The 21,727-nt window shown below is 34.6% G+C and carries 19 protein-coding genes; 10 read left to right on the top strand and 9 right to left on the bottom strand.

Annotated features, from left to right (window positions below; genetic code table 11):
* Together tamL and B0A66_RS22025 are read left to right on the top strand one after the other, a co-directional pair.
* The coding region (gene tamL / locus B0A66_RS22030; protein WP_089051993.1) for a translocation and assembly module lipoprotein TamL at positions 1-1,501 on the top strand (1,501 nt) is incomplete at its 5' end.
* 137 nt (positions 1,502-1,638) lie between these two features.
* Positions 1,639-2,268 carry a DUF4230 domain-containing protein gene (locus tag B0A66_RS22025; RefSeq protein ID WP_089051992.1) on the top strand — a complete coding sequence of 210 codons (630 nt, stop codon included), beginning with the start codon at positions 1,639-1,641 and terminating at the stop codon, positions 2,266-2,268.
* 187 nt (positions 2,269-2,455) lie between these two features.
* On the opposite strand, the gene B0A66_RS22020 is transcribed toward B0A66_RS22025, so the two are convergent.
* Positions 2,456-4,222 (bottom strand): aromatic amino acid hydroxylase, encoded by a 1,767-nt coding sequence (locus tag B0A66_RS22020; protein WP_089051991.1) that lies wholly within the window; start codon positions 4,220-4,222, stop codon positions 2,456-2,458.
* A gap of 130 nt (positions 4,223-4,352) precedes the next feature.
* Positions 4,353-4,799 (bottom strand): hypothetical protein, encoded by a 447-nt coding sequence (locus B0A66_RS22015; RefSeq protein WP_244283577.1) that lies wholly within the window; start codon positions 4,797-4,799, stop codon positions 4,353-4,355.
* A gap of 220 nt (positions 4,800-5,019) precedes the next feature.
* Between B0A66_RS22015 and B0A66_RS22010 the strand changes: the two genes are divergently transcribed.
* On the top strand, positions 5,020-6,096 hold the full coding sequence (locus tag B0A66_RS22010; RefSeq protein WP_089051990.1) for a DKNYY domain-containing protein: 1,077 nt from the start codon (positions 5,020-5,022) through the stop codon (positions 6,094-6,096).
* Here the strand turns inward: B0A66_RS22010 and B0A66_RS22005 are convergent, their stop codons facing one another.
* From B0A66_RS22005 to B0A66_RS21980, 6 genes are all read right to left on the bottom strand, one after another.
* Positions 6,097-6,486 (bottom strand): group III truncated hemoglobin, encoded by a 390-nt coding sequence (locus B0A66_RS22005; protein WP_089051989.1) that lies wholly within the window; start codon positions 6,484-6,486, stop codon positions 6,097-6,099.
* Between the two features lie 134 nt (positions 6,487-6,620).
* Positions 6,621-7,865: a threonine ammonia-lyase IlvA gene (gene ilvA / locus B0A66_RS22000; RefSeq protein WP_089051988.1), complete on the bottom strand. Its 1,245-nt coding sequence runs from the start codon at positions 7,863-7,865 to the stop codon at positions 6,621-6,623.
* 180 nt (positions 7,866-8,045) lie between these two features.
* A complete protein-coding gene (locus tag B0A66_RS21995) occupies positions 8,046-8,582 on the bottom strand; it encodes a DUF4136 domain-containing protein (RefSeq protein WP_089051987.1) in 537 nt (178 codons plus the stop codon).
* 32 nt (positions 8,583-8,614) lie between these two features.
* Positions 8,615-10,591 carry a urocanate hydratase gene (locus B0A66_RS21990; protein WP_089051986.1) on the bottom strand — a complete coding sequence of 659 codons (1,977 nt, stop codon included), beginning with the start codon at positions 10,589-10,591 and terminating at the stop codon, positions 8,615-8,617.
* 402 nt (positions 10,592-10,993) lie between these two features.
* The gene (locus B0A66_RS21985; RefSeq protein WP_089051985.1) at positions 10,994-11,956 is read right to left on the bottom strand and encodes a 2-hydroxyacid dehydrogenase; all 963 of its coding nucleotides are present in this window, start codon (positions 11,954-11,956) and stop codon (positions 10,994-10,996) included.
* Between the two features lie 17 nt (positions 11,957-11,973).
* Entirely contained in the window at positions 11,974-12,156 is a 183-nt protein-coding gene (locus B0A66_RS21980; RefSeq protein WP_089051984.1) for a DUF5522 domain-containing protein, read from the bottom strand.
* 114 nt (positions 12,157-12,270) lie between these two features.
* Here B0A66_RS21980 and B0A66_RS21975 point away from each other — a divergent pair, with 114 nt between their 5' ends.
* From B0A66_RS21975 to B0A66_RS21955, 5 genes are all read left to right on the top strand, one after another.
* Positions 12,271-12,606, top strand: coding sequence for a hypothetical protein (locus B0A66_RS21975; RefSeq protein ID WP_089051983.1), 336 nt, complete (start codon positions 12,271-12,273; stop codon positions 12,604-12,606).
* Positions 12,603-13,511: a 1-aminocyclopropane-1-carboxylate deaminase/D-cysteine desulfhydrase gene (locus tag B0A66_RS21970; protein ID WP_089051982.1), complete on the top strand. Its 909-nt coding sequence runs from the start codon at positions 12,603-12,605 to the stop codon at positions 13,509-13,511. Before B0A66_RS21975 ends, B0A66_RS21970 begins: the two co-directional genes overlap by 4 nt.
* Positions 13,504-14,403 (top strand): glucosaminidase domain-containing protein, encoded by a 900-nt coding sequence (locus B0A66_RS21965; RefSeq protein WP_089051981.1) that lies wholly within the window; start codon positions 13,504-13,506, stop codon positions 14,401-14,403. The genes B0A66_RS21970 and B0A66_RS21965 overlap by 8 nt, the downstream gene beginning before the upstream one ends.
* 74 nt (positions 14,404-14,477) lie before the next feature.
* Positions 14,478-15,764: a glutamate-1-semialdehyde 2,1-aminomutase gene (hemL, locus tag B0A66_RS21960; RefSeq protein ID WP_089051980.1), complete on the top strand. Its 1,287-nt coding sequence runs from the start codon at positions 14,478-14,480 to the stop codon at positions 15,762-15,764.
* 147 nt (positions 15,765-15,911) lie between these two features.
* Entirely contained in the window at positions 15,912-18,389 is a 2,478-nt protein-coding gene (locus tag B0A66_RS21955) for a zinc-dependent metalloprotease (RefSeq protein WP_089051979.1), read from the top strand.
* Between the two features lie 204 nt (positions 18,390-18,593).
* Here the strand turns inward: B0A66_RS21955 and B0A66_RS23175 are convergent, their stop codons facing one another.
* Entirely contained in the window at positions 18,594-19,352 is a 759-nt protein-coding gene (locus tag B0A66_RS23175) for a hypothetical protein (protein WP_244283575.1), read from the bottom strand.
* Between the two features lie 239 nt (positions 19,353-19,591).
* Here B0A66_RS23175 and B0A66_RS21945 point away from each other — a divergent pair, with 239 nt between their 5' ends.
* Positions 19,592-20,512, top strand: coding sequence for a DUF4274 domain-containing protein (locus B0A66_RS21945; RefSeq protein WP_089051978.1), 921 nt, complete (start codon positions 19,592-19,594; stop codon positions 20,510-20,512).
* 126 nt (positions 20,513-20,638) lie between these two features.
* Positions 20,639-21,664, top strand: a complete 1,026-nt coding sequence (locus tag B0A66_RS21940) for a 2-hydroxyacid dehydrogenase (RefSeq protein ID WP_089051977.1) — start codon at positions 20,639-20,641, stop codon at positions 21,662-21,664.
* Positions 21,665-21,727: the final 63 nt, after the last annotated feature.

Here is a 21,727-nt window from a genome sequence, read left to right as displayed (position 1 = left end):
CGTGCGATACAAAAAGGAAGATATTGTACAATACAAAGACTTCACGATTATAGATACCGCGAACACCTTTAATCCAAGGGTTTTTGACAGAACGATTTATTTTAAAAAAGGAGATCTGTATACTAGACAAGATCATAATCTTACGCTGAATCGTTTCGTGAATTTAGGAACATTTAATTTTGTAAAAAATGAATTCAGAGCTTCAGATAGTTTAAAAAACACGTTAGATTCCTATTACTATTTAACGCTTTTACCTAAAAAGTTTATTCGTGTTGAGGTATTGGGTAAAACCAATTCAGCAAGTTATACAGGAACAGAAATAAATGTAAACTGGAACAACCGAAACTTATTTAAAGGTGCGGAGTTACTGACGGTTTCCATCTTTGGAGGTGCTGATTTTCAGTTGGCAGGACAAAATAAAGGCAATAATATTTACAAACTCGGAGCAGAAACCAGTTTGACATGGCCAAGATTTATAGCGCCCTTTAAATTTGAAGGTTCAAGCGGATTTGTTCCCAGAACAAAAGCGACTTTACGCTACGAATATCAAAACAGAACACAGCTGTATTCATTGAATTCTTTTAATGCATCATTTGGTTATTTGTGGAAAGAAAACATCAGAAAAGAACACCAGTTAAATGTACTGGATGTTACCTATGTAAGTCCGAATAATGTAACGCCCGAATATCTGGCAGATATAGATAAAAATTCGGCATTGGGAAGGGTAATTGAAAAGCAGTTGATCTTTGGTCCGACTTATTCTTATACGTTTACGAACACGATGCAAAAGCGTAAAAAAAATACCTTCTATTTTAATGGAGAATTAGACCTTGCCGGAAATATAACAGGTTTAATAACGGGAGCAAACATCAAAAAAGATAAAACGGTTAATATATTTGATGTTCCGTTTAGTCAATACATAAAAATTAAAACCGATTTAAGACATTATTTAAAACTGGGAAGAGATAGCGAATTAGCCAGCAGACTTATTGTAGGTGCCGGATTTGCTTATGGAAACTCGACTGTTTTACCAACTTCTAAACAATTTGTAGTAGGAGGAACGAACAGTATTCGTGCCTTTAGAGCAAGGACATTAGGTCCTGGAAGTTTTTTAGCAGAACCCACAACAAGTACTTATTTGCCGGATCAATCAGCAGATTTAAAACTGGAATTTAGTACCGAATATCGTGCAAAGCTTTTTAGCATTGTCCGCGGTGCCGTATTTGTAGATGCCGGAAATATTTGGCTTTTAAACGCAGATCCCGATAAACCAGGAGCAGAAATAAGCAAAGATTTCATGAACGATATTGCCGTTGGAGCGGGAGCAGGATTGCGTTTTGATTTATCTTTTCTGGTTTTGAGAACTGATTTAGCTTTTCCACTGCGAAAACCCTATTTGCCAGATGGTGAGAAATGGGTAATCGATAAAATCGATTTTGGAAGCGGTCCGTGGAGAAAAGATAATCTGATATTGAATATTGCAATTGGATATCCTTTTTAGAATTAATTCGCTGCGAATTACGAATTTTGCTTACAATTTATATTATAACCAACTTCCTAATGAATTCGTGTATTCGTAGCGAAATTTTAATCAGGCTTTTGAAAAAAAGAACTAAATTGCTCTAATAAATAAATGGAATGCAAAATATACTCAAAAGAATTTTAGTTGTAGCCGTAGTTGTAATTGCAATAGTTTTGGCGTTTAAATACTGTGAATTTAAGAAAGAAGACGATTCTACTATCGATTATAACACCAACTTGATTCAACAGCAAATTCTAAACGTTGGAAAATTAGTCGTTACCGAAGGTCATTTTTCGGAAGTTCTAACCTATAAAAACCAACAGAAATATTTGATGGATATGGTTTCTTTTGAGAAAAAAGCGCTTATTGTTGTAAATGCAAACGTAACTGTAGCGTATGATTTGCATAAAATGAAATACGATATCGACGAGAAGAACAAAACCATTACGATTTTAAACATTCCAAAAGAAGAAATCACGATCAATCCTGATATTCAATTTTATGATGTCGAGCAAAGTAAATTAAATCCGTTTACAGGTGATGATTATAATAAAATCAACAAATCAGTAAAAGCCAATCTGGCTAAAAAAATCGACAAATCTTCTCTTAAAACCAATGCTCAAAACAGACTAATTAGTGAATTGTCTAAAATTTTGATTCTAACCAACACAATGGGCTGGAAGCTGCAATACAACGGAAAAGAAATAGAATCGGAAACCGATTTGAATCAGGATTTGAAATTGTAAAGTAGAGGTTCAAAGGGACAGAGGGACAAAGGTTTTAAGGTTCTTTTCTCTATCTTGTAATTGACTTTGCATTCTAATAATACGCCGATGACACGGATTCGCTATGCGAAAACGCGGATTTTTACGGATTTTCTATACTCCTTTCTGTTCTTTCTGAAATAACAGACTATTCGTGCTACTATACTCCCTAATGTCTCTGCGTCGAAGAAGAATCAAAAATCAAATCCAATCCACCGGAAATTAAATGAGCAATTTCGGGGCGTTTTTGTTTTAATTGATCGAGGTAAACCATTACTTCCTGCAAAAGCTGTTTTTCGTTTGAGGCTTCTAATAGCTCTACTATTTCAACTGCTAATAACCAATCTTTAGCATGATTTGCTTTAAGTTTTTCGAATACCGGCTTAAGTTCAGATGGAGCATCTTTATTCTCTCTGATCAAACGAACTGTTTGGTAAAGTATTTCTAAATCATCACGTTCGTCGGAGTGTTTGGCTTTGATTGTAGTTGTTTTGGGAACGTTATCGATCAAGTCAAAACTATTAATGTCAGCAGGACCTGAGAAAGCCGAAACTACTTTTTTTCCAATCGCCATATCGTAATTTCCCCATTCTGGCTGAAACAAAACAGTTTCGCCATGTTTTACGGTACAATTTCTAAAGCTAATTAAAATGATTTCACCATGCAGGTTTCTTGAACCTGTAATGATTTCTCCTTCAACAATAATATTTCCTTCAAACTCTAATTTTACAGTTTCGTTTTCTACAATGCTGTAGGCTTGTAAATCCTTTGGACTCATATCTTCAATCGCTAAATTGAATCCTTTTAGTTTTCCAATCGGACTTCCAAAACCTTCCGGATGTGTTAGCGTTCCGTGTCCAACTAATTCTTTTTCACGATACGAAAGAGCTGTTTTTCCGGTAGTCTGAATGTAAACAGGTTTTCCTTCATCTTCAATTACATTGGTGAAAACGCCGGAAACTTGCAAACCTGTGCTCAATTCAATTGTTCCTAAAGCATTAGAATGTATTAGTTTTTGAATTCCCGAAAGTCCTCCTGTACGTAAAGCCATTTTATTGGCAAACTCTTCCAGAATCAAACTTAAATGCGAGAAATTAGGTGTTACATAAAGTTGAGGTTGCAGCTTCGTAATGTCAAAATTTTGATTGGCAGCCGAAATATCGTACGGTATTTTCTTGACGTTATCGGTCATACACCAGGCACTTTCACCAATTGAAGAAAGCAATCCGGCACCATATATTTTAGGATCATCAACAGTTCCTATTAAACCATATTCTACAGTCCACCAGTGTAAGTTTCTAATTTGAGCCATTTCTGATAATTCGCCCATATTGTTTTGCAAATCGGCAACTGCTTTTTCTGCTTCGTCTATTTTTTCTTGTGGAGTATCTTCAGCTTCCTTTAAAATCGAAAGCAAACGGATCGCTTCATACATCTGATAATCTTTGTATGAAGAAATGGCTTTGCATCCAATTTCTCCAAAACGGCGCAAATATTCTGCATATTCAGGATTGGCAATAATAGGAGCATGCCCTGCACCTTCGTGAATGATATCCGGAGCAGGCGTATATTCAATATGTTCTAACTGACGAATATCGGATGCTATAACCAAAACGTTATAAGCCTGAAATTCCATAAAAGCATTAGGCGGAATAAAACCGTCAACAGCCACCGCAGCCCAGCCAATTTCAGTCAGGATTCGGTTCATACCATACATACTCGGAATGTTATTGATTTCGATTCCTGTTTTGCGTAAACCTTCCAGATAAGAGCTGTGTGCGACCTTCGATAAATAATCTACATTTTTACGCATCACGTATCGCCAAACCGCCTGATTTATGGGCGTATAATCGCCATAATCCTGAGGTTTAATAAATTGCTTTAAATGTTTAGGCAATCGCTCTAATAACGGATTTGTTTCAATACTTGCATTCATTTCGAAAACGTTGTAGATTAAGAATGTAAAATTACGAATTTACAGTCCTATTTTTTGCTATTACTTACAATATTTTTATTGCAGGCTGTTTTTTATTGCAGTTTTAGCAGAAGTTTTTTTTGAAGATGCTTCAGCAATACTTTTTTTCATGCTGTATACGATCAATCCGATCTTCATAAAATTCTATTTCATTGATCGACATGTTTACTTTTCTCAGCTCTGTTTTTAGCTGTTTTTTACAATCGGGACTTATCCATAAACCTTTTAGCATATTTTGTTCCTGATTTAAAATCATAACACCTGTAAAACCATTTTCGACTAACAGAAACTCGCTTTTATTTTTTTTGTTCTGAGTTGTATCTAGTGGTATCCACTCATCGGATTTGTCTAAACGATACATAGAAGTATATAAGAGAGCATCGCTATGCGGATTTTCTGCTGCTTTCATATAAAAAGTTACCGCTGTTTCTCCATCAATAGTTCCTTTGTACAAAAAAGATTTAACGGTTTGTACCTGAGCGTTATTGAAAATGAAAAAGGAAATAATGAAAGATAAAATTGCTTTAATTATATTCATGATAAAATTATTTTCGTCAAAAATAGTTTTTTAGAAAATAATAATTTAAAAATTACCCAAAAAAATCTGATTAAAAAATAATCTTGTGTAAAGACAATTAGCAATCAAAAATACATAGCGACTTATCATTCAATTAAAAAAAGAGATTCATAATAAAAATAAAATTACTTAGTTTTACAAAGTAGTATCATTCCGAACAAAATACCATTTTAGACGTTATATGAAAATTATTTTTATCATCGCAGCAGTCATTCTTGTCCTTGTTTTAAGTATCAGGTTTTTTTTCTTCAAAATTGGAGATCCGGTAAATCTAAAAGTTTCAAACTCTTATTTTCATCACTACAGAAAAAATATAATTGTGTTTTCGCCAATGGGAAATTGGTTTGAATTGGGCTATTTTGAATCTGATGCAGATGTTGCTTCTTTTGAGGCTTTGAATGAAGATTTCGGAAAAGATAAAAGCAATGTATATTGGAAAGGACATAAGCAAGAAGTTGATCACGCTACATTTCAAATAGATGAGCAAGGTATTATCAAAGACAAAGATCATGTCTATAACATACATAGTAAAAAAGCAGATGTATTAGAAGTTATCGATGGTGCTGATCCAAAAACTTATCAATTGTTGGATCCATCAATTAAAGATTATAGAATAAATAAATGGTTTAAAGATGCTAATGCTGTTTATTATAAAAACAAAAAAATAAAAGGTGATGCTGAAACTTTCAGACCAGTAAATGACGCCATTGCTGTAGATGCTAATTTTGTTTATGCAATCATTAGTTACCGTGGGGAAGGGCAGAACATGATTGAGGTAGATGAGGTGATTCAGAAAAATAAAAGACCGGAAGGCGAAGTTCATGCGATAAACGAAACCTATGCTCAGATTGGGAATTCAATAGTTTCTGCTTTCACAAAAGACGAATTTGAACTTTCTCAGTTTGATGCTATTACAGACATTAAAAAGATTGATTACTGGACAATAGCAGTAAACAATATTTTGATTAGTAAAGGTGTACAATATCCTGAAATTGATGTGAATACTTTCGAAACATTAAACAATACTTTTTCAAAGGATAAGAATGGTGTTTATTACAATTGTAAAAAAATAGATGCTGCTGATCTTTCGAGTTTCGAAGTCTTATCGGAAGAATATTCTAAAGATGCTAAAAATGTTTACTATAAAAATGCCAAGGTGGTGGGAGCAAATCCGGCAACATTTAAAGCAGCTTTAGAATATGAGGTTTGGGAAGACGGACAAAGTAAGTACAAAAACGGAAAAGCGATAGTCAAATAATTACAGCGCTTTATCCTGGTTTCTGAAATAGTCAATTTTATGATTGAACATGTGCGCCATGTTGGTAGCACGCATCTTAGCTTCTTCAGTTAGCGGACCTGCAAATTGAGCATCTATTGTGGTATTAAAAAGCATAATCCAGCGGTCAAAATGAGTCTTTTCTACCGGTAATTGTTTGTGCGGTGGAAAAGGCGTTCCGGAATAAGCGCGCACATCAAACAAAATAGTTTGCCAAAAACCATACATTTTTTCTAAATGCTCAGCCCAGCGATTTTGTAGTTTATCATTAAAAATCGGCCCCAGAAGATTATCCTTTCTAACGTTCGCATAAAAGGTATCCACCATTATTTTTATGTCTTCTATATTCGATATATCTTTAAGTGTTGTCATATTTTTGATCTAAAAGTGAAGCGTAAAAATACAATATAAGATCTTTTATTCTTTCTGACATTTATCATCTTTAGCAAATTTTGATATTTAATTTTTTGCCAGTGAAGAAGTGTGAAAATACAACAATCTTAATTTTAGCCAATTAGCTGCGTAAACAAATCCTGATTTTCATTTAGATATTGAAACTCAAAACCATTTTCTACCATATTCATTTTAATAGACTTGATATCTTTCTTGTTTTTTAATTCCAATCCAACCACTACAGAACCTACTTCGCGGCTGTTTTTCTTAGCAAACTGAAAATAGGTAATATCATCGTCAGGGCCTAAAATGTTGTTTACAAATTCTTTTAAAGCACCTGGACGTTGCGGAAACTGAATCATAAAATAATGCATCAATCCTTCGTAAAGCAAAGAGCGTTCTTTTATTTCCGCAGTTCTCTCGATATCGTTATTACTTCCACTTACGACACAAACTACGTTTTTACCTTTTATTTTGTCTTTGTACAAATCCAGTGCTGCAATGGTTAAAGCTCCAGCAGGTTCTACAACCATAGCTTCTTCATTGTATAAACGAAGGATAGTAGTACATACTTTACCTTCCGGTACCAAAACAATGTCTGCCAGATTGTTTCGGCAAATTTCAAAAGTCAGATCACCAACTTGTTTTACGGCTGCTCCATCTACAAATTTATCAATGTTCGTTAGCGGAGTGTTTTTATTGTTTTCAATAGACGTTTTCATCGAAGGAGCACCTTTTGGTTCCACGCCAATAATTTTAGTATTTGGGCTTAGTTGTCTAAAAACTTCAGATAATCCGGAAGCAAGGCCACCACCACCAATCGGAACAAAAACGTAATCGATTGGTTCTCTATAATTTTCTAAAATTTCTAAGCCAACAGTTCCTTGTCCTGCAATAACATGAACATCATCAAAAGGATGAATAAATATCTTATGATTCTTAATAGCATCTGCCGTTGCCGAGGCATACGCATCATCAAACGTGTCACCTGTAAGCACAATTTCAACAAAAGATTTGCCAAACAATTGTACTTGCTTAACCTTTTGTTTTGGCGTTGTTTTCGGCATATAAATTTTACCCTTTATTTGTAGAAGATGGCACGAATAAGCAACACCCTGAGCATGATTTCCTGCACTTGCGCATACAATTCCGATTGCTTTTTCAGCTTCGTTCAGAGATGAAATTTTGTTGTAAGCACCTCGAATTTTATAGGATCTCACAATTTGCAGATCTTCTCGCTTTAGCAAAATAGTGGCTTTAAACTCTTCTGAAAGGTTTAAGTTTTGTGTAAGTGGCGTAGCGGCAACTACATTTTCGAGTTGTTTTTTGGCGGCAAGGACATCGTTTAATAGATTCATGATATTGATAATTTTAAAAATAAAAAAACCTCCCGATTTGGGAGGTTTAATAAATTGTATATTGTTTACTTATTTATATAACACCTCGCCATTATTGCTGAATTGCAATAATGTTAATAGCGATAATAATGCTGTTTAAGTTGGACATCTTTTATTGTTTGGAAAAAACAAATGTATTAATTATTTTTTTACTGGCGGATATTGCGCTAATATTTTAGTTACAATGTCGTTTACTTTAGCGTCTTTTTTATCCGGATTTTTAGTTAAGGTTGCAATTCCTTCACCTTGCCAGATCATTTCTTTCTTTTTAGCATCGATCAGGTCGATGAATAAAGTTCCTTCCGTAGAAGTTGATACCTGAGTTTGGTTTCCATACATCATAAAAGGATTCCATCCCCATCCCCAACCGTAACCCCATCCTGCGCTAAATTGGTTTACGTTTACCTGCTCTCTTGATTTTGTAAAAATGTTTACTAATAAATCAGGATTCTCACTTTTGGTAAAACCTTTTGCCTGCATTTGCTGATCAATGGCGTGTAGAATACGTCTTTTATCCAAATCAGAGATTTCAACCTTATCAATTCCAGCTTTAAAAAAGGCATACGTTTTATAAGGAGCAAAATCTACGTTTTTATCATAATCAGAGTAAACACTAACAGAACTGCAAGAAGTTAGTATCAAAAGCAGAAAAACCGGCACTAATTTGAATGTTTTCATATATTTAAAATTTAAATGTTCTTGTTTACAGGCTATAACAGATTTTCATCCACAATATTAGGTAAAGTAACTTTTAATAAAGGCTGTGTTTCCATTGCTCTTTTTATAGCAAAAATTGCTTCATCATTTCTAGCCCAGCTTCGTCTTGAAATACCATTGTTAACATCCCAGAAAAGCATTGATGCTAAACGCTTTGAAGCCTCTTTAGAACCATCAAGAACCATACCAAATCCGCCATTTATAACCTCTCCCCAGCCAACACCGCCACCATTGTGAATCGAAACCCAGGTAGCGCCTCTAAAGCTGTCACCAATTACGTTTTGAATCGCCATATCAGCAGTAAAACGAGATCCGTCGTAAATGTTTGAAGTTTCTCTGTATGGAGAATCGGTTCCTGAAACATCATGATGATCGCGCCCTAAAACAACCGTTCCAATTTCGCCTTTGGCAATAGCCTGATTAAAAGCTTCGGCAATTTTAATACGGCCTTCAGCATCAGCATATAAAATTCTGGCTTGTGAACCCACAACCAGTTTATTCTCCTGAGCACCTTTAATCCATTTTATATTATCCTGCATTTGCTGCTGAATTTCATTTGGAGCCGTTTTTGCCAACTCTTCCAAAACCTGACTTGCGATAGTATCTGTTTTTTGCAAATCTTCCGGCTTGCCTGACGTACAAACCCATCTAAAAGGACCAAAACCGTAATCAAAACACATTGGTCCCATGATATCCTGAACATAGCTAGGATACTTAAAATCGATGTTGTTTTCTGCCATAACAGCTGCTCCGGCACGTGACGCTTCTAATAAAAAAGCATTTCCGTAATCGAAAAAGTAAGTTCCTTTTACTGTATGTTTATTAATAGCATCAGCTTGTCTGCGCAAAGATTCCTGTACTTTTTCTTTGAATAATTCAGGATTATTAGCCATCATTTCGTTAGCTTCTTCAAATGAAATACCAACCGGATAATAACCTCCAGCCCAAGGATTATGAAGCGAAGTCTGATCCGATCCTAAATCAATTTTAATATTTTCTTTGTCGAAACATTCCCAAACATCTACTACATTTCCTAAATAAGCAATAGAAACTACTTCTTTATTGGCTTTCGCCGAAGTCACCCTTTTTACTAATTCATCTGTAGAAGTTACAATTTCATTAATCCAGCCTTGTTCGTGGCGAATTTTTGTGATTTTTGGATTCACTTCTGCACAAACCGTTATGCAGCCGGCAATATTTCCTGCCTTTGGCTGTGCTCCGGACATCCCGCCAAGTCCTGAAGTTACGAATAAATTTCCTTCCGGATTTTGTTTTATTTTTCTGAAACCATTTAAAACTGTAATTGTGGTTCCGTGAACAATCCCTTGAGGTCCAATATACATATAACTTCCAGCCGTCATTTGTCCGTATTGCGATACACCCAAAGCATTCATTTTTTCCCAATCATCCGGTTTAGAATAATTCGGGATCACCATTCCGTTTGTTACGACAACTCGAGGTGCTTCAGCGTGAGAAGGGAATAATCCCATCGGATGTCCTGAATACATCGTTAATGTTTGCTCATCTGTCATTTCAGACAAATATTGCATTGTCAGTAAATATTGTGCCCAGTTTTGAAAAACAGCACCGTTTCCGCCATACGTAATCAATTCATGCGGATGTTGCGCCACAGCATAATCCAGATTGTTCTGAATCATGTGCATAATCGCTTTTGCCTGCAAAGATTTTCCGGGATATTCATCAATCGGACGTGCGTACATTCTATAATCAGGACGTAGGCGGTACATATAAATACGTCCGTAGGTTTCTAGTTCTGCTGAAAATTCAGGAACTAACTCAGTATGATGCTGTGGTTCGAAATAACGTAATGCATTTTTTAGCGCCAGTTTTTTTTCTTCTGCCGAAAGAATTTCTTTTCTTTTCGGAGCGTGATTTATAGCCGGATCATATTCTTTTTTTGGAGGTAATATTGAAGGAATTCCCTGTTGTATTTGTTCTTGGAAAGTCATTTTTTCTTTTAGATTTTAGATTGTTAGATCTTTAGACTTGCTTAGACTTCTTAGATTTTAATTTTAAACATCTAATTTAATTGTCTGTAAATTGTCTAATTTTTGAATTGGCACAGAATTACATTAAACTATGGATAACGAATATCCGACCTGTGATAGGATTTGTGGATCTTAATCCTAAATTTTCGCAAGAGAATATCCATGAATTATTTTAGATTTTAGATTGATGATTTTAGATTTTTTAGATCTATTTTATATTATTTAATTATTTAATGATTGTATTTAATTAGTAGACAAAAAAGATCCAAAAATCTAAAAGTCCAATAATCTGTTTTAAAAGTTTGTTTCGAATTATTAGAAAAAAAAATCTAATAATCTAAGCAAGTCTAAAAATCTAACAATCTAAAAATTAACAGCAAAAGGCATTTCTTTACCTTCAAAAACTGCGATTATGTTTTGCGCTGCACAAATAGCCATTGCATTTCTTGCTTCAGAAGTTGCTGAACCAATGTGCGGTAAAATACAGCAATTTGGCAGAGACAACAACGGATTGTTTGGTAACATCGGTTCCGGATTGGTAACGTCGAGTCCGGCGCCCCAAATGATATTATTACTTAAAGCATAAAACAAATCATCTTCATTATGAAATTTTCCCCTTGCTGTATTAATGAAAATAGCATTGCGTTTCATTTTAGCAAAAGTGTTTTTATTAAATAGTTCGTTATTTTCTTCCGTATAATTAGAGTGAATACTCAAAACATCACTTTGTGCAAGCAGGGTTTCAAAATCTACAAAAGTAGCATCCAGTTCACATTCCGCACTTTCGTTATGAGATCGGTTATGATAAATAATGTTCATTCCAAATGCTGCTTTACATTTCTTAGCCATTTCAAAGCCAATTCTGCCTAAGCCAAATATTCCCAATGTCTTACCGTAAAGTTCCTGTCCTAAATTCTCTAATGCATTAAAACTTCCCCATTCTCCGTTTATAATTTTTTTGTGATTATAAGATGACTTTCTGGCAACGCTTTGCATCAATAAAAAAGCAATATCTGAAGTCGCTCTGCTTAGCACATCAGGTGTATTACCAACAGGAATTTTTCGGCTATTTGCTGACGGCATATGCACAACATCAAATCCAACTGAAAATAAGGCGATCCCTTTTAAATTAGGACATTGTTGAAAAAAGTCTTCATCTAAATTATTAGCGCCAACATTCAGAAGCACATCATTTTCTTTACAGATTTTTATAAACTCTTCTCTTGATAATATATTTTCTGTAGGATTTATGGTAAGGTTGATTCCTTTTTCCTGAAGTAATACGATGCCGGCTTGCGGTATATTTTTAGTTATAAAAACATTCATTTTATAGTGTTGTAATTTTAAGACGATTTATTTATTCTTCCTGTTTTTTTATCATACCCGTAAGGACAATGACGACAACCGCTTTTACAGCAATAACCACGTTTTAAATGGTGTTTTTCGGTAAAACATTTGTAACCTTCGGGAGTATAATAAAAATCTTCGCCTTCGATTAATTTATTTTCATTACTTTGCTCTTTCATAAATCTGCTTCGCGTTCGATTTAATAAACATAAAATCAAAAATATGAATATTTAATTATGATTTTATTTAAATCGAACAATTTTATAGCTACAAATTTATAAATTTTACACTCCATGTTTCTGATTGTTGCTAAATATTTAATTCCAAAAGGATATAGCGGAATGGCCGTGTTTCCGTTTATTGTAATGAAACACGATGTCAATAAAGCCAATAAAATATTTATCAATCATGAAAAAATACATTTACGTCAACAACTGGAAATGCTGATACTTCCGTTTTTTATTTGGTATGTTTTTGAGTTTTTAATTCGTTTACTTCAATATAAAAACAAAGATTTAGCATACCGAAACATTAGTTTTGAAAGAGAAGCTTACACAAAAGAAACCGATTTACATTATATCAGGAACAGAAGAATATTTCAGTTTCTGCATTACATCAAATTAAAATGAATCCAGTTTTTAATCAATCCCTAAATATTACTTTTTCGAATGCTATTTCGCTGACAATTAAGCGTGAAGATTTAATTCATCCGTTTGTTTCAGGAAATAAATTCAGAAAATTAAAATACAATTTGCTTGAAGCGAAAGCCCAGAATCAAAAAACGTTATTGACTTTTGGAGGCGCTTTTTCCAATCATATTGCTGCGGTTGCGTATGCCGGAAAAGAGCAGGGCTTTAAAACGATTGGTATTATTCGGGGTGATGAACTTGCAAATAAAATTGAACAGAATCCAACGCTAAAATTTGCACAGGAAAATGGCATGCAATTCGAGTTTGTTTCGAGAGAAGACTATCGTTTAAAAAGTGATGTTTCTTTTATCGAAAAGCTCAAAGCACAATTTGGGGACTTTTATTTAGTGCCCGAAGGCGGAACAAATGAACTTGCCGTAAAAGGCTGTGAAGAAATTTTAACAACAGACGATGCGGTTTTTAATTATGTTTGTTGTGCAGTGGGAACAGGCGGAACAATTTCCGGATTGATCAACAGTGCGGCAGAGAATCAGAAAATTTTAGGGTTTCCGGCGTTAAAAGGTGACTTTTTACAAGATGAAATTCGTATTTTTGCAAAAAAAGATAACTGGAATTTAATTTCTGACTATCATTTTGGAGGATATGGGAAGATAAATTTAGAATTAATTGAATTTATCAATGCTTTTTTTGATGAAAATCAAGTGCCTTTAGATCCAATTTATACAGGAAAGATGGTTTTTGGCGTTATAGATTTAATACATAAAAACTATTTTCCTGCACATTCAAATATTTTATTGATTCATACCGGAGGATTGCAAGGCATTGACGGAATGAATATAAAATTGAAGAAGAAAAAATTACCAATACTCAAAACAAATGCTTAAAAAAATCATAGGCCTTTTTATAATCATTGCTTTAGCAAGTTGCTCTGCTAGTAAACCTAGAATTGCAACCACCCAAAAAGCAGCAGCTATTCAGAAAACAAGAACAGCGAACACCAAAAAAGCAACGTATTCTAAACCTGTTGCCCAAAAATATCCAAGCAACAATAATAAGACAGAAGTTATTCAGTCTACTTCAAAAACAGTTGTAACCAGTAATTTAATCACAGATTACGTTTTGCAGTATAAAGACATTGCAATGGGTAACATGCAGAAATATAATATTCCGGCAAGTATTATTCTGGCACAGGGAATCTTAGAATCCGGAGCAGGAAGAGGTGATTTAGCACAAGAAGCAAACAACCACTTCGGAATCAAATGCCACAAAGACTGGACTGGAGAAACCGTTCGTCATGACGATGATGCGGCACAGGAATGTTTTAGAAAATACACAGAAGCCTCAGAATCATACCGCGATCACGCCTTGTTTTTAGTAGGTAAAAACCGTTATGCAACCTTATTTACTTATGAAGTAGATGATTACAAAGCTTGGGCAAAAGGACTTCGCGCAGCAGGTTATGCAACAGATCCGAATTATCCCGACAAATTAATCAGCTATATAGAACGTTATAATTTGCATCAATACGATTGTTTGGTAACAGGGAAAAATTACAAACCATCTGATAAATCTATTTTGGTTAATACCTCTACAGGAAGTGGAAGTACTAAATCGAATAATACTAATTATAACGATCCTTCTTTATACGAAGTTCAAAAAGGAGATACCTTATATTCAATATCAAAAAAATTCAACGTATTAGTTGACGATTTAAAACAAAAAAATAACCTTTCAGATAATGCAATTTCTATCGGACAGAGATTAAGAGTTAAGTAAGTCATAAAGTCGCAAGTCAAAAGTCATAAAGTTGAAAATATCAGCAATCTAAAATCTAAAATCAGAAATCTAAAATGATCTATAAAAGAAGTAGTCAGCTTTTTGCTGAAGCAGAAAAAGTAATCCCAGGAGGCGTAAATTCACCAGTGAGAGCCTTTAAAGCGGTAGGAGGAACTCCTATTTTTGTAAAAAGTGCCAAAGGAGCTTATTTGTTTGATGAAGACGGAAACAAATTAGTTGATTACATTAATTCCTGGGGACCAATGGTTTTGGGTCATGCTTATCAGCCGGTTGTTGATGCTGTGATTGAAAAAGCAAAACTGGGAACTTCATTTGGAATGCCAACAGAATTAGAAACTGAAATTGCAGCTTTAGCCGTTTCGATGGTTCCAAATATCGATAAAATTAGATTTGTAAATTCAGGTACAGAAGCTTGTATGAGCGCCATTCGTTTGGCTCGTGGCTTTACAAAAAGAGATAAAATAATCAAATTTGCAGGATGTTATCACGGACACTCAGATTCATTTTTGATTCAGGCAGGAAGTGGTGCTGTAACTTTTGGTTCTCCAAATAGCCCAGGCGTAACAGAAGGAACTGCAAAAGATACTTTATTAGCAAAATACAATGATTTAGAAAATGTAAAAACATTAATCGAAGCTAATAAAAATGAAATTGCCGCAATCATTATCGAACCGGTTGCAGGAAATATGGGTTGTATTCCGCCTCAGCAAGGTTTCTTGCAAGGATTAAGAGACTTATGTACCGCAAACGGAATTTTATTAATTTTTGATGAGGTAATGACAGGCTTCCGTTTAGCTCGCGGAGGAGTTCAGGAATTATTTAATATCAATGCTGATATCGTAACCTTTGGAAAAGTTATTGGCGGAGGATTACCGGTTGGTGCATTTGCTGCCCGTGCTGAAATAATGAACTTTTTAGCGCCGCTAGGACCCGTTTATCAAGCAGGAACATTGTCAGGAAACCCGCTTGCAATGGCAGCAGGATTGGCAATGTTAAAAGCCCTTGATAGTGACAGAGCAATATTTACACGTTTAGAAGAAAAAACAGCTTATTTAGAAGCAGGAATCGATCGCGTACTGAAAGCAAACAATGTTACGTTTACCATAAACAGAGTAGGATCAATGATTTCTGTTCACTTTGATGCAAATCCGGTAGTTGATTTTCAAACGGCTGCAAAAGGAGACAATGAAACATTCAAAAAATTCTTCCACGGCTTATTGCAGGAAGGCGTTTACATTGCGCCATCGGCTTATGAAACCTGGTTTATTACAGATGCCTTAACGTATGAAGACTTAGATTTCACTATAAATGCAATTGATAAAGTTTCTAAAACATTCTAAAAAATAGAAAATAATAAAGACAAAAGGTCTATTCTGAAAATTCAGTTTAGGCCTTTTTTTATTTAGCATCTTAAAACAGCAGATAGTTTGTAGGAAATGGAATAAAAATTTATTTTTGTTGCTCACTAATCACTAAACGTCTTATAAATGAATAAAGTTTTCATTTGTGTTGCGACAGCAGTTTTACTATTGCTTCCTGCTGCTCAATTCGCTCAATCTAAAAAAGAGAAATCGAAGAAGAAAGAAGAAACAGTAACAACTCCGCCAGAGAAAAAACCAGAATCCAGTATAAAAGAATATAGCAAAGTCATTACAAAAGCCGCTATTTCAGATGAGGGGCTTTTTACGGTACACAAAGTCGATAAAAAATACTACTTCGAAATTCCGAATAAATATTTAGACAAAGACATGCTTTTAGTGAGCAGATTGTCCAAACTTCCTTCTAATTTAGGCGGAGGTTATGTAAATGCAGGAGCAGAGACAAATGAACAACTTGTAGTCTGGCAGCGTTTTCAGGATAAAATATTAATTAAAGCAAAAACATACAATGCTGTCGCCAATGATTCGCTTCCGATTAGTATCTCTGTAAAAGCCAATAATTACGAACCTACATTGTTTGCTTTTGATATTGTTGCCTTCAGTAAAGATTCTTCAAACACAGTAATTGACGTAACTAAATTTTACAGCACAGATGTAAAGGCAATCAGCGGAATTTCTGCAGAAATGCGTGAAACCTACAAAGTAAAAGGATTAGACGATTCGAGAAGTTTTATCAATACGATAAAAAGCTTTCCGCTAAATATCGAAGTTACTCAGGATTTTACATACAATGCTTCGAAACCTTCTGTATTACAGGAAACAGAATCTATTAGTATTCAGATGAATCAGTCGATGATTTTATTACCGGAAGTTCCAATGAAACCAAGATTGGCAGATAACAGAGTAGGTTGGTTTACTGTCGATCAATACGATTACGGAAGCAATGAATTAAAATCAGACCTTAAAACCTATATCCAGCGTTGGAGATTAGAACCAAAAGATCCTGAAGCTTACGCGAAAGGAGAATTAGTAGAACCTATAAAACCAATTGTGTATTATCTGGATCCGGCAACTCCCGAAAAACTAAGAAAATATATTAAAAGAGGAATCGAAGAATGGCAAAAACCTTTTGAAAAAGCAGGCTTTAAAAATGCAATTCTTGCTAAAGATGCTCCCACAAAAGAAGAAGATCCCGATTTTAGCCCTGAAGATATTCGCTATTCTGTTATTCGTTATGTAGCAAGTACCACCAGAAATGCAATGGGACCAAGCGTTTCGGATCCGAGAACTGGCGAGATTATAGAAAGTGATGTCATTTGGTACCACAATCATTTGCGTTCGTATAGAAACAGATACTTGCTAGAAACCGGTGCAGCAAATCCAACAGCGAGAACATTGCAAACAAGTGATGAAGAAATGGGAGAAATGATGCAAATGGTAATTGCGCATGAAGTAGGGCATGCTTTAGGACTTCCGCATAATATGGCAGCAAGTTCTGCTTTTGATGTCGAAAGTTACAGAAATGGAACTTTTACGCAAGAAAATGGTATCGCAGCCAGTATTATGGATTATGCACGTTTTAATTATATTGCGCAACCCGGAGATAAAAATATTCGTTTTATTCGTAAAATGGGTGCTTACGATGATTATGCGATCAATTGGGGCTACAGAGTAATTCCGGATGTAAAATCTCCTGAAGATGAAAACCCAACCTTAGCAAAATGGATTTTAGACAAAGCTGAAAATCCAGTATATAAATTCGGAAAACAAAGCAGCGCTTTTGATCCAAGTTCGCAAACAGAAGATATTGGAAACAACTCTGTTAAAGCAAGTACCTACGGGCTTAAAAATTTAGAATACGTAGCAAAACATTTAAACGAATGGACGAGTTCTGTTACCAATAATTATGATGATTTAGACGAATTATATAAAGAGTTTTTAGACACTTGGAGCCGTTATGTTGGGCATGTTGTAACCAATGTAGGGGGAATTTACGAAAATACCAAAAAGCCAAATCAGGCTGGAGATGTTTACGAGGTAGTTCCACAAGCAAAACAGGTTGAAGCAATGAACTGGCTGCAAAAAAATGCATTCAATTCACCAACGTGGATTGTAAATTTATCAACCTTAAAAAAGACAGATTTTGCAGGATATACGGAGAAGTTCAGAAGTATTCAGGCAAGACAATTAAACAATTTGATGGCTTTAGGTCGTATTGGCCGATTAATGGACAATGAAATTCTTGGCACAGATACGTACAAAGCATTAGATTTTTTTAAAGACATTCGCAAAGGCATTTGGAAAGAAACGGCGACAATTGTAAACGTTACGATCTACCGCAGAAATCTTCAAAGAGCCTATATTGAAAGAATGAAATATTTAATGACGGAGGAAATAAAACCGACTGATCGTTCTGTTGTTTACTACAATGTTAATCAATCTGATCTTAGGGCATTAGTACGTGGAGAATTAACCGCATTAAAGAAAATGCTGGCTATTGCAAAAACAGGCGGAATAAACACTGAAACAAAATACCATTACGAAGACTGTATCAAAAGAATAGATGCGATTCTGGATCCAAAATAGTATAATAAAAAAGAGGCTCGAAAGCCTCTGTGTGTACAGTTTTAAAATCAACACGAATTTCACGAATTGGCACGAATTAATTTTTTGAAATCAATAACATAAACCAAAATTTACTTGAATAGATTTGTGAAAATTGGTGCAATTCGTGTTTAATGCTGATCGCTATAAATTTGTGTCCACACATTAGCTCGAAGCCTCTTTTTTTTATTTTTTGTCTTTTTTATGACCTTTCATTTTGTCTTTATGCTCTTTTTGAAGCGCTGTCCATTTTTTGTACTGATCTGCATTTAGAATACTTTTCATTTTAGCATCATTCGCTTTATGATCTTCCTTCATTTGCTTTCTCATGGCTTCTTTTTCTGCAGCAGTTGGTTCAGTACCTTTTTCTGCTCTGCTTTTTTTAAGCATTGCCATTTTGGTGCTTCGGTCAGATAAAAGCTCACTTACTTGTTTTTGCTGATCAATGTTTAAACTAAGTTCTGTTGTCAGCTTTTGCAAATGCGCCTGATCGCGTTCTTGTGGTGTTTTGAAATCATCTTTATGATCGCCTTTTTTATGATCTCCTTTATCACCTCTCGCTTTGTGTTCTTTTTTCAAAGCAGACCACTTTGTGTATTGGTCAGCATTTAAAATTGCCTTCATTTTAGCATCATTTGCTGCTTTTTCAGTTTCCATTTGCTTTTTAAAAGATTCTCTTTGTTCAGCAGTAGGCTTCGCAGTGTTGTCTTTTCTTTCAGCTCTGAATTTTTCTGCCTTAGCACTTCTTTCTGCTAAAAGCGATTTTACCTGATCCTGTTGCTTTTTATCTAAACTCAATTCAGAAGTTAATTTTTGTAATTGTTTTTCATTACGTTGCTCCGGAGTTAATTTTTCTCTTTGATCACGTCCTGATTTCTGATTGATGTCTTGTGCAAAACTCACTATTCCAACGAATAATAAAGCCGCAATAAATAATTTTTTCATGATTCGTTTTTTTAAGATTATACCATTTAGACACCATCGTATCCGTTAGGTTTAATCACATTGTCAGAATTATCATTTATTTAACAAATTGACACACTGGAATGTAGCAGGGTAAAAGCTGTGAAATATTTCTGCAACGCCTGAATTTGTTGTAAAAGTTTCGAATTATAAGGCATTTATAACTTAGGGTTTTTAAATTTGTAGTATCTCAGGAATCTAAAAACAATAGGGCAGAAAATATGGAAGAAATATTTACCAAGAAAAATAAAAACCGCGTTTCAAAAGCAGTAAATCATGAAATGTCCTATCGAAAACTAACGGCTGCAGAACTGCATCAATTTGTACAGCATTGGAATTATGATGACGGAATAGAACCTTTTAAATGGATAATCCAACAAAAACATCTGGATAAAGGAACAGCACTTTGCTTGTATTGGTTATTACAGCCCGATTATTTTTGTGGAATTCAAAACGAAGACCAAATACAGCAGGATATTAATTATGAAAGTTATCTGCTTATAAAAGAAATTGAGAAAAATTATTCTTCTGGTTTTTATGAAGACGAGAATTTTTCTTTTGATCCTAATGAATTTTTAGACGCCAATGCAAACACAAAATGTATTCCGGCTGTAATGCTTGAAACATCAAAAGGAACTATTTTTGAAAGACAAGACATTGAATTTGCATTTTTAAGAGAACCCAATGAAAAAGAGTTAAAAACAATAAATACTAAAATCGCAGATGCTGTCAAGATTATTAAAATCTCAAATTCTGATTTTGTGTACGATCAAACAGATGCTGCCATACAAGCCATAATAGAAAGTATTGAATACTGGAAAGGAAAAGATTTAGGAAAGCTGAAAATCAAAAATCTTTCGTACTTGTGGTTGGATTGTGTTCAGAAAAAACACAATTGGAATTGGATTATCTGGGATTGGGAAACCGGAAATAATATTGGCGTAAGCAATGCTACAAAAGAGCTGACCTGTGTAGCAGATACCATTATCGATCATACCATCGATGGATTTCAGCCTTCTGAAATCATCTCAGATTTGTATCAGGATCTGGCAGGAGTAAACAACTTCTATGATTTAAAAAGAGATCCGTACAGCGGTGTCGGGTTACTTTTTAGTACAGATCATTTAAAATTCAGATCGTAGTAATTTGATGTAAAATAAGAAAAGACAGACTATTTTTGGCGCCACAAAGTTGGTGTCAGAAATGAAGTTCGGAATTAATTGCGTAATTTAGTAGAACCTATAAATTAGCAACCAAATCAAATTGTCATGAATGTACCTTCTACATCACATCAACATAAAATTGCCTTTTTTTCAACACAGCCTTACGATAAAATCTTTTTTAATAAACACAATAATGAGTTTGGTTTTGAATTGGATTTTTTTGAAACCCAGCTTAATCCGCAAACTGTAATTCTAATTGAGAATGCGGATATTGTATGCGTTTTTGTAAATGATATTGTAAACGAGTCAGTAATAGAGCAGCTCGCAGAAAAACAAGTTAAAATTATCGCGTTGCGTTGTGCCGGTTTTAATAATGTCGATTTAGAAGCAGCAAAAAGAAACAATATAAAAGTATGCCGTGTTCCGGCTTATTCGCCTCAGGCAGTTGCAGAACATGCCATGGCAATGATTCTGACATTAAACAGAAAAACTCATAAAGCCTACAACAGAGTTAGAGAACAAAACTTCTCCTTAAACGGATTATTAGGTTTTGATTTATTCGGAAAAACAATCGGAATTATTGGTACAGGAAATATAGGAAAAGCATTTGCTAAAATCGCAATAGGATTTGGCTGTAAAGTGCTGGCGTACGATATCGTATCGAATCCGGAAATGGAAAAAGACGGTGTGCAATTTGTAACTTTAGAAGAAGTCTTTAGAGAAAGTGATATTATTTCACTGCATTGCCCGTTAAACGATCAGACCAAGCATGTGATCAATGCGAACTCTATTGCGATGATGAAAGACAGCGTTATGATCATCAATACAAGCAGAGGAGGACTGATTGAGACAGCAGCCGTAATCGAAGGTTTAAAAGAAGGGAAAATAGGATACTTGGGAATTGATGTCTATGAACAAGAAGAAAAACTATTTTTCAGAGATCTTTCGGCAGACATTATCCAGGATGATGCAATTCAGCGTTTAATGAGTTTTCCAAATGTTTTGGTTACCGCACATCAGGCCTTTTTTACCAACGAAGCCTTAACACAAATTGCTTTAGTTACTTTCAATAATATAAAATCACTCGTAAATTTAAACGATATCGGGAACAAATCAGCGCTATTGGTTTAAGAAAAAGTAGTTATTGATTTTTATTATCACTAAATTTAAATAGTACAAATTATAAAAATCAGA

The organism is Flavobacterium hercynium (genome assembly GCF_002217285.1).
GTDB classification, from domain to species: Bacteria; Bacteroidota; Bacteroidia; order Flavobacteriales; family Flavobacteriaceae; genus Flavobacterium; species Flavobacterium hercynium.
The sequence above is the reverse complement of the archived record's forward strand: the minus strand, read 5'-3'. Positions and strand labels throughout refer to the sequence as shown.

Bases quoted from the DNA above. Each gene is read 5' to 3' on its own strand.
- B0A66_RS22025 (WP_089051992.1), top strand. From the start codon at position 1,639: ATGCAAAATATACTCAAAAGAATTTTAGTTGTAGCCGTAGTTGTAATT.
- B0A66_RS22020 (WP_089051991.1), bottom strand. From the start codon at position 4,222: ATGAATGCAAGTATTGAAACAAATCCGTTATTAGAGCGATTGCCTAAA.
- B0A66_RS22015 (WP_244283577.1), bottom strand. From the start codon at position 4,799: ATGAATATAATTAAAGCAATTTTATCTTTCATTATTTCCTTTTTCATT.
- B0A66_RS22010 (WP_089051990.1), top strand. From the start codon at position 5,020: ATGAAAATTATTTTTATCATCGCAGCAGTCATTCTTGTCCTTGTTTTA.
- B0A66_RS22005 (WP_089051989.1), bottom strand. From the start codon at position 6,486: ATGACAACACTTAAAGATATATCGAATATAGAAGACATAAAAATAATG.
- ilvA (WP_089051988.1), bottom strand. From the start codon at position 7,865: ATGAATCTATTAAACGATGTCCTTGCCGCCAAAAAACAACTCGAAAAT.
- B0A66_RS21995 (WP_089051987.1), bottom strand. From the start codon at position 8,582: ATGAAAACATTCAAATTAGTGCCGGTTTTTCTGCTTTTGATACTAACT.
- B0A66_RS21990 (WP_089051986.1), bottom strand. From the start codon at position 10,591: ATGACTTTCCAAGAACAAATACAACAGGGAATTCCTTCAATATTACCT.
- B0A66_RS21985 (WP_089051985.1), bottom strand. From the start codon at position 11,956: ATGAATGTTTTTATAACTAAAAATATACCGCAAGCCGGCATCGTATTA.
- B0A66_RS21980 (WP_089051984.1), bottom strand. From the start codon at position 12,156: ATGAAAGAGCAAAGTAATGAAAATAAATTAATCGAAGGCGAAGATTTT.
- B0A66_RS21975 (WP_089051983.1), top strand. From the start codon at position 12,271: ATGTTTCTGATTGTTGCTAAATATTTAATTCCAAAAGGATATAGCGGA.
- B0A66_RS21970 (WP_089051982.1), top strand. From the start codon at position 12,603: ATGAATCCAGTTTTTAATCAATCCCTAAATATTACTTTTTCGAATGCT.
- B0A66_RS21965 (WP_089051981.1), top strand. From the start codon at position 13,504: ATGCTTAAAAAAATCATAGGCCTTTTTATAATCATTGCTTTAGCAAGT.
- hemL (WP_089051980.1), top strand. From the start codon at position 14,478: ATGATCTATAAAAGAAGTAGTCAGCTTTTTGCTGAAGCAGAAAAAGTA.
- B0A66_RS21955 (WP_089051979.1), top strand. From the start codon at position 15,912: ATGAATAAAGTTTTCATTTGTGTTGCGACAGCAGTTTTACTATTGCTT.
- B0A66_RS23175 (WP_244283575.1), bottom strand. From the start codon at position 19,352: ATGAAAAAATTATTTATTGCGGCTTTATTATTCGTTGGAATAGTGAGT.
- B0A66_RS21945 (WP_089051978.1), top strand. From the start codon at position 19,592: ATGGAAGAAATATTTACCAAGAAAAATAAAAACCGCGTTTCAAAAGCA.
- B0A66_RS21940 (WP_089051977.1), top strand. From the start codon at position 20,639: ATGAATGTACCTTCTACATCACATCAACATAAAATTGCCTTTTTTTCA.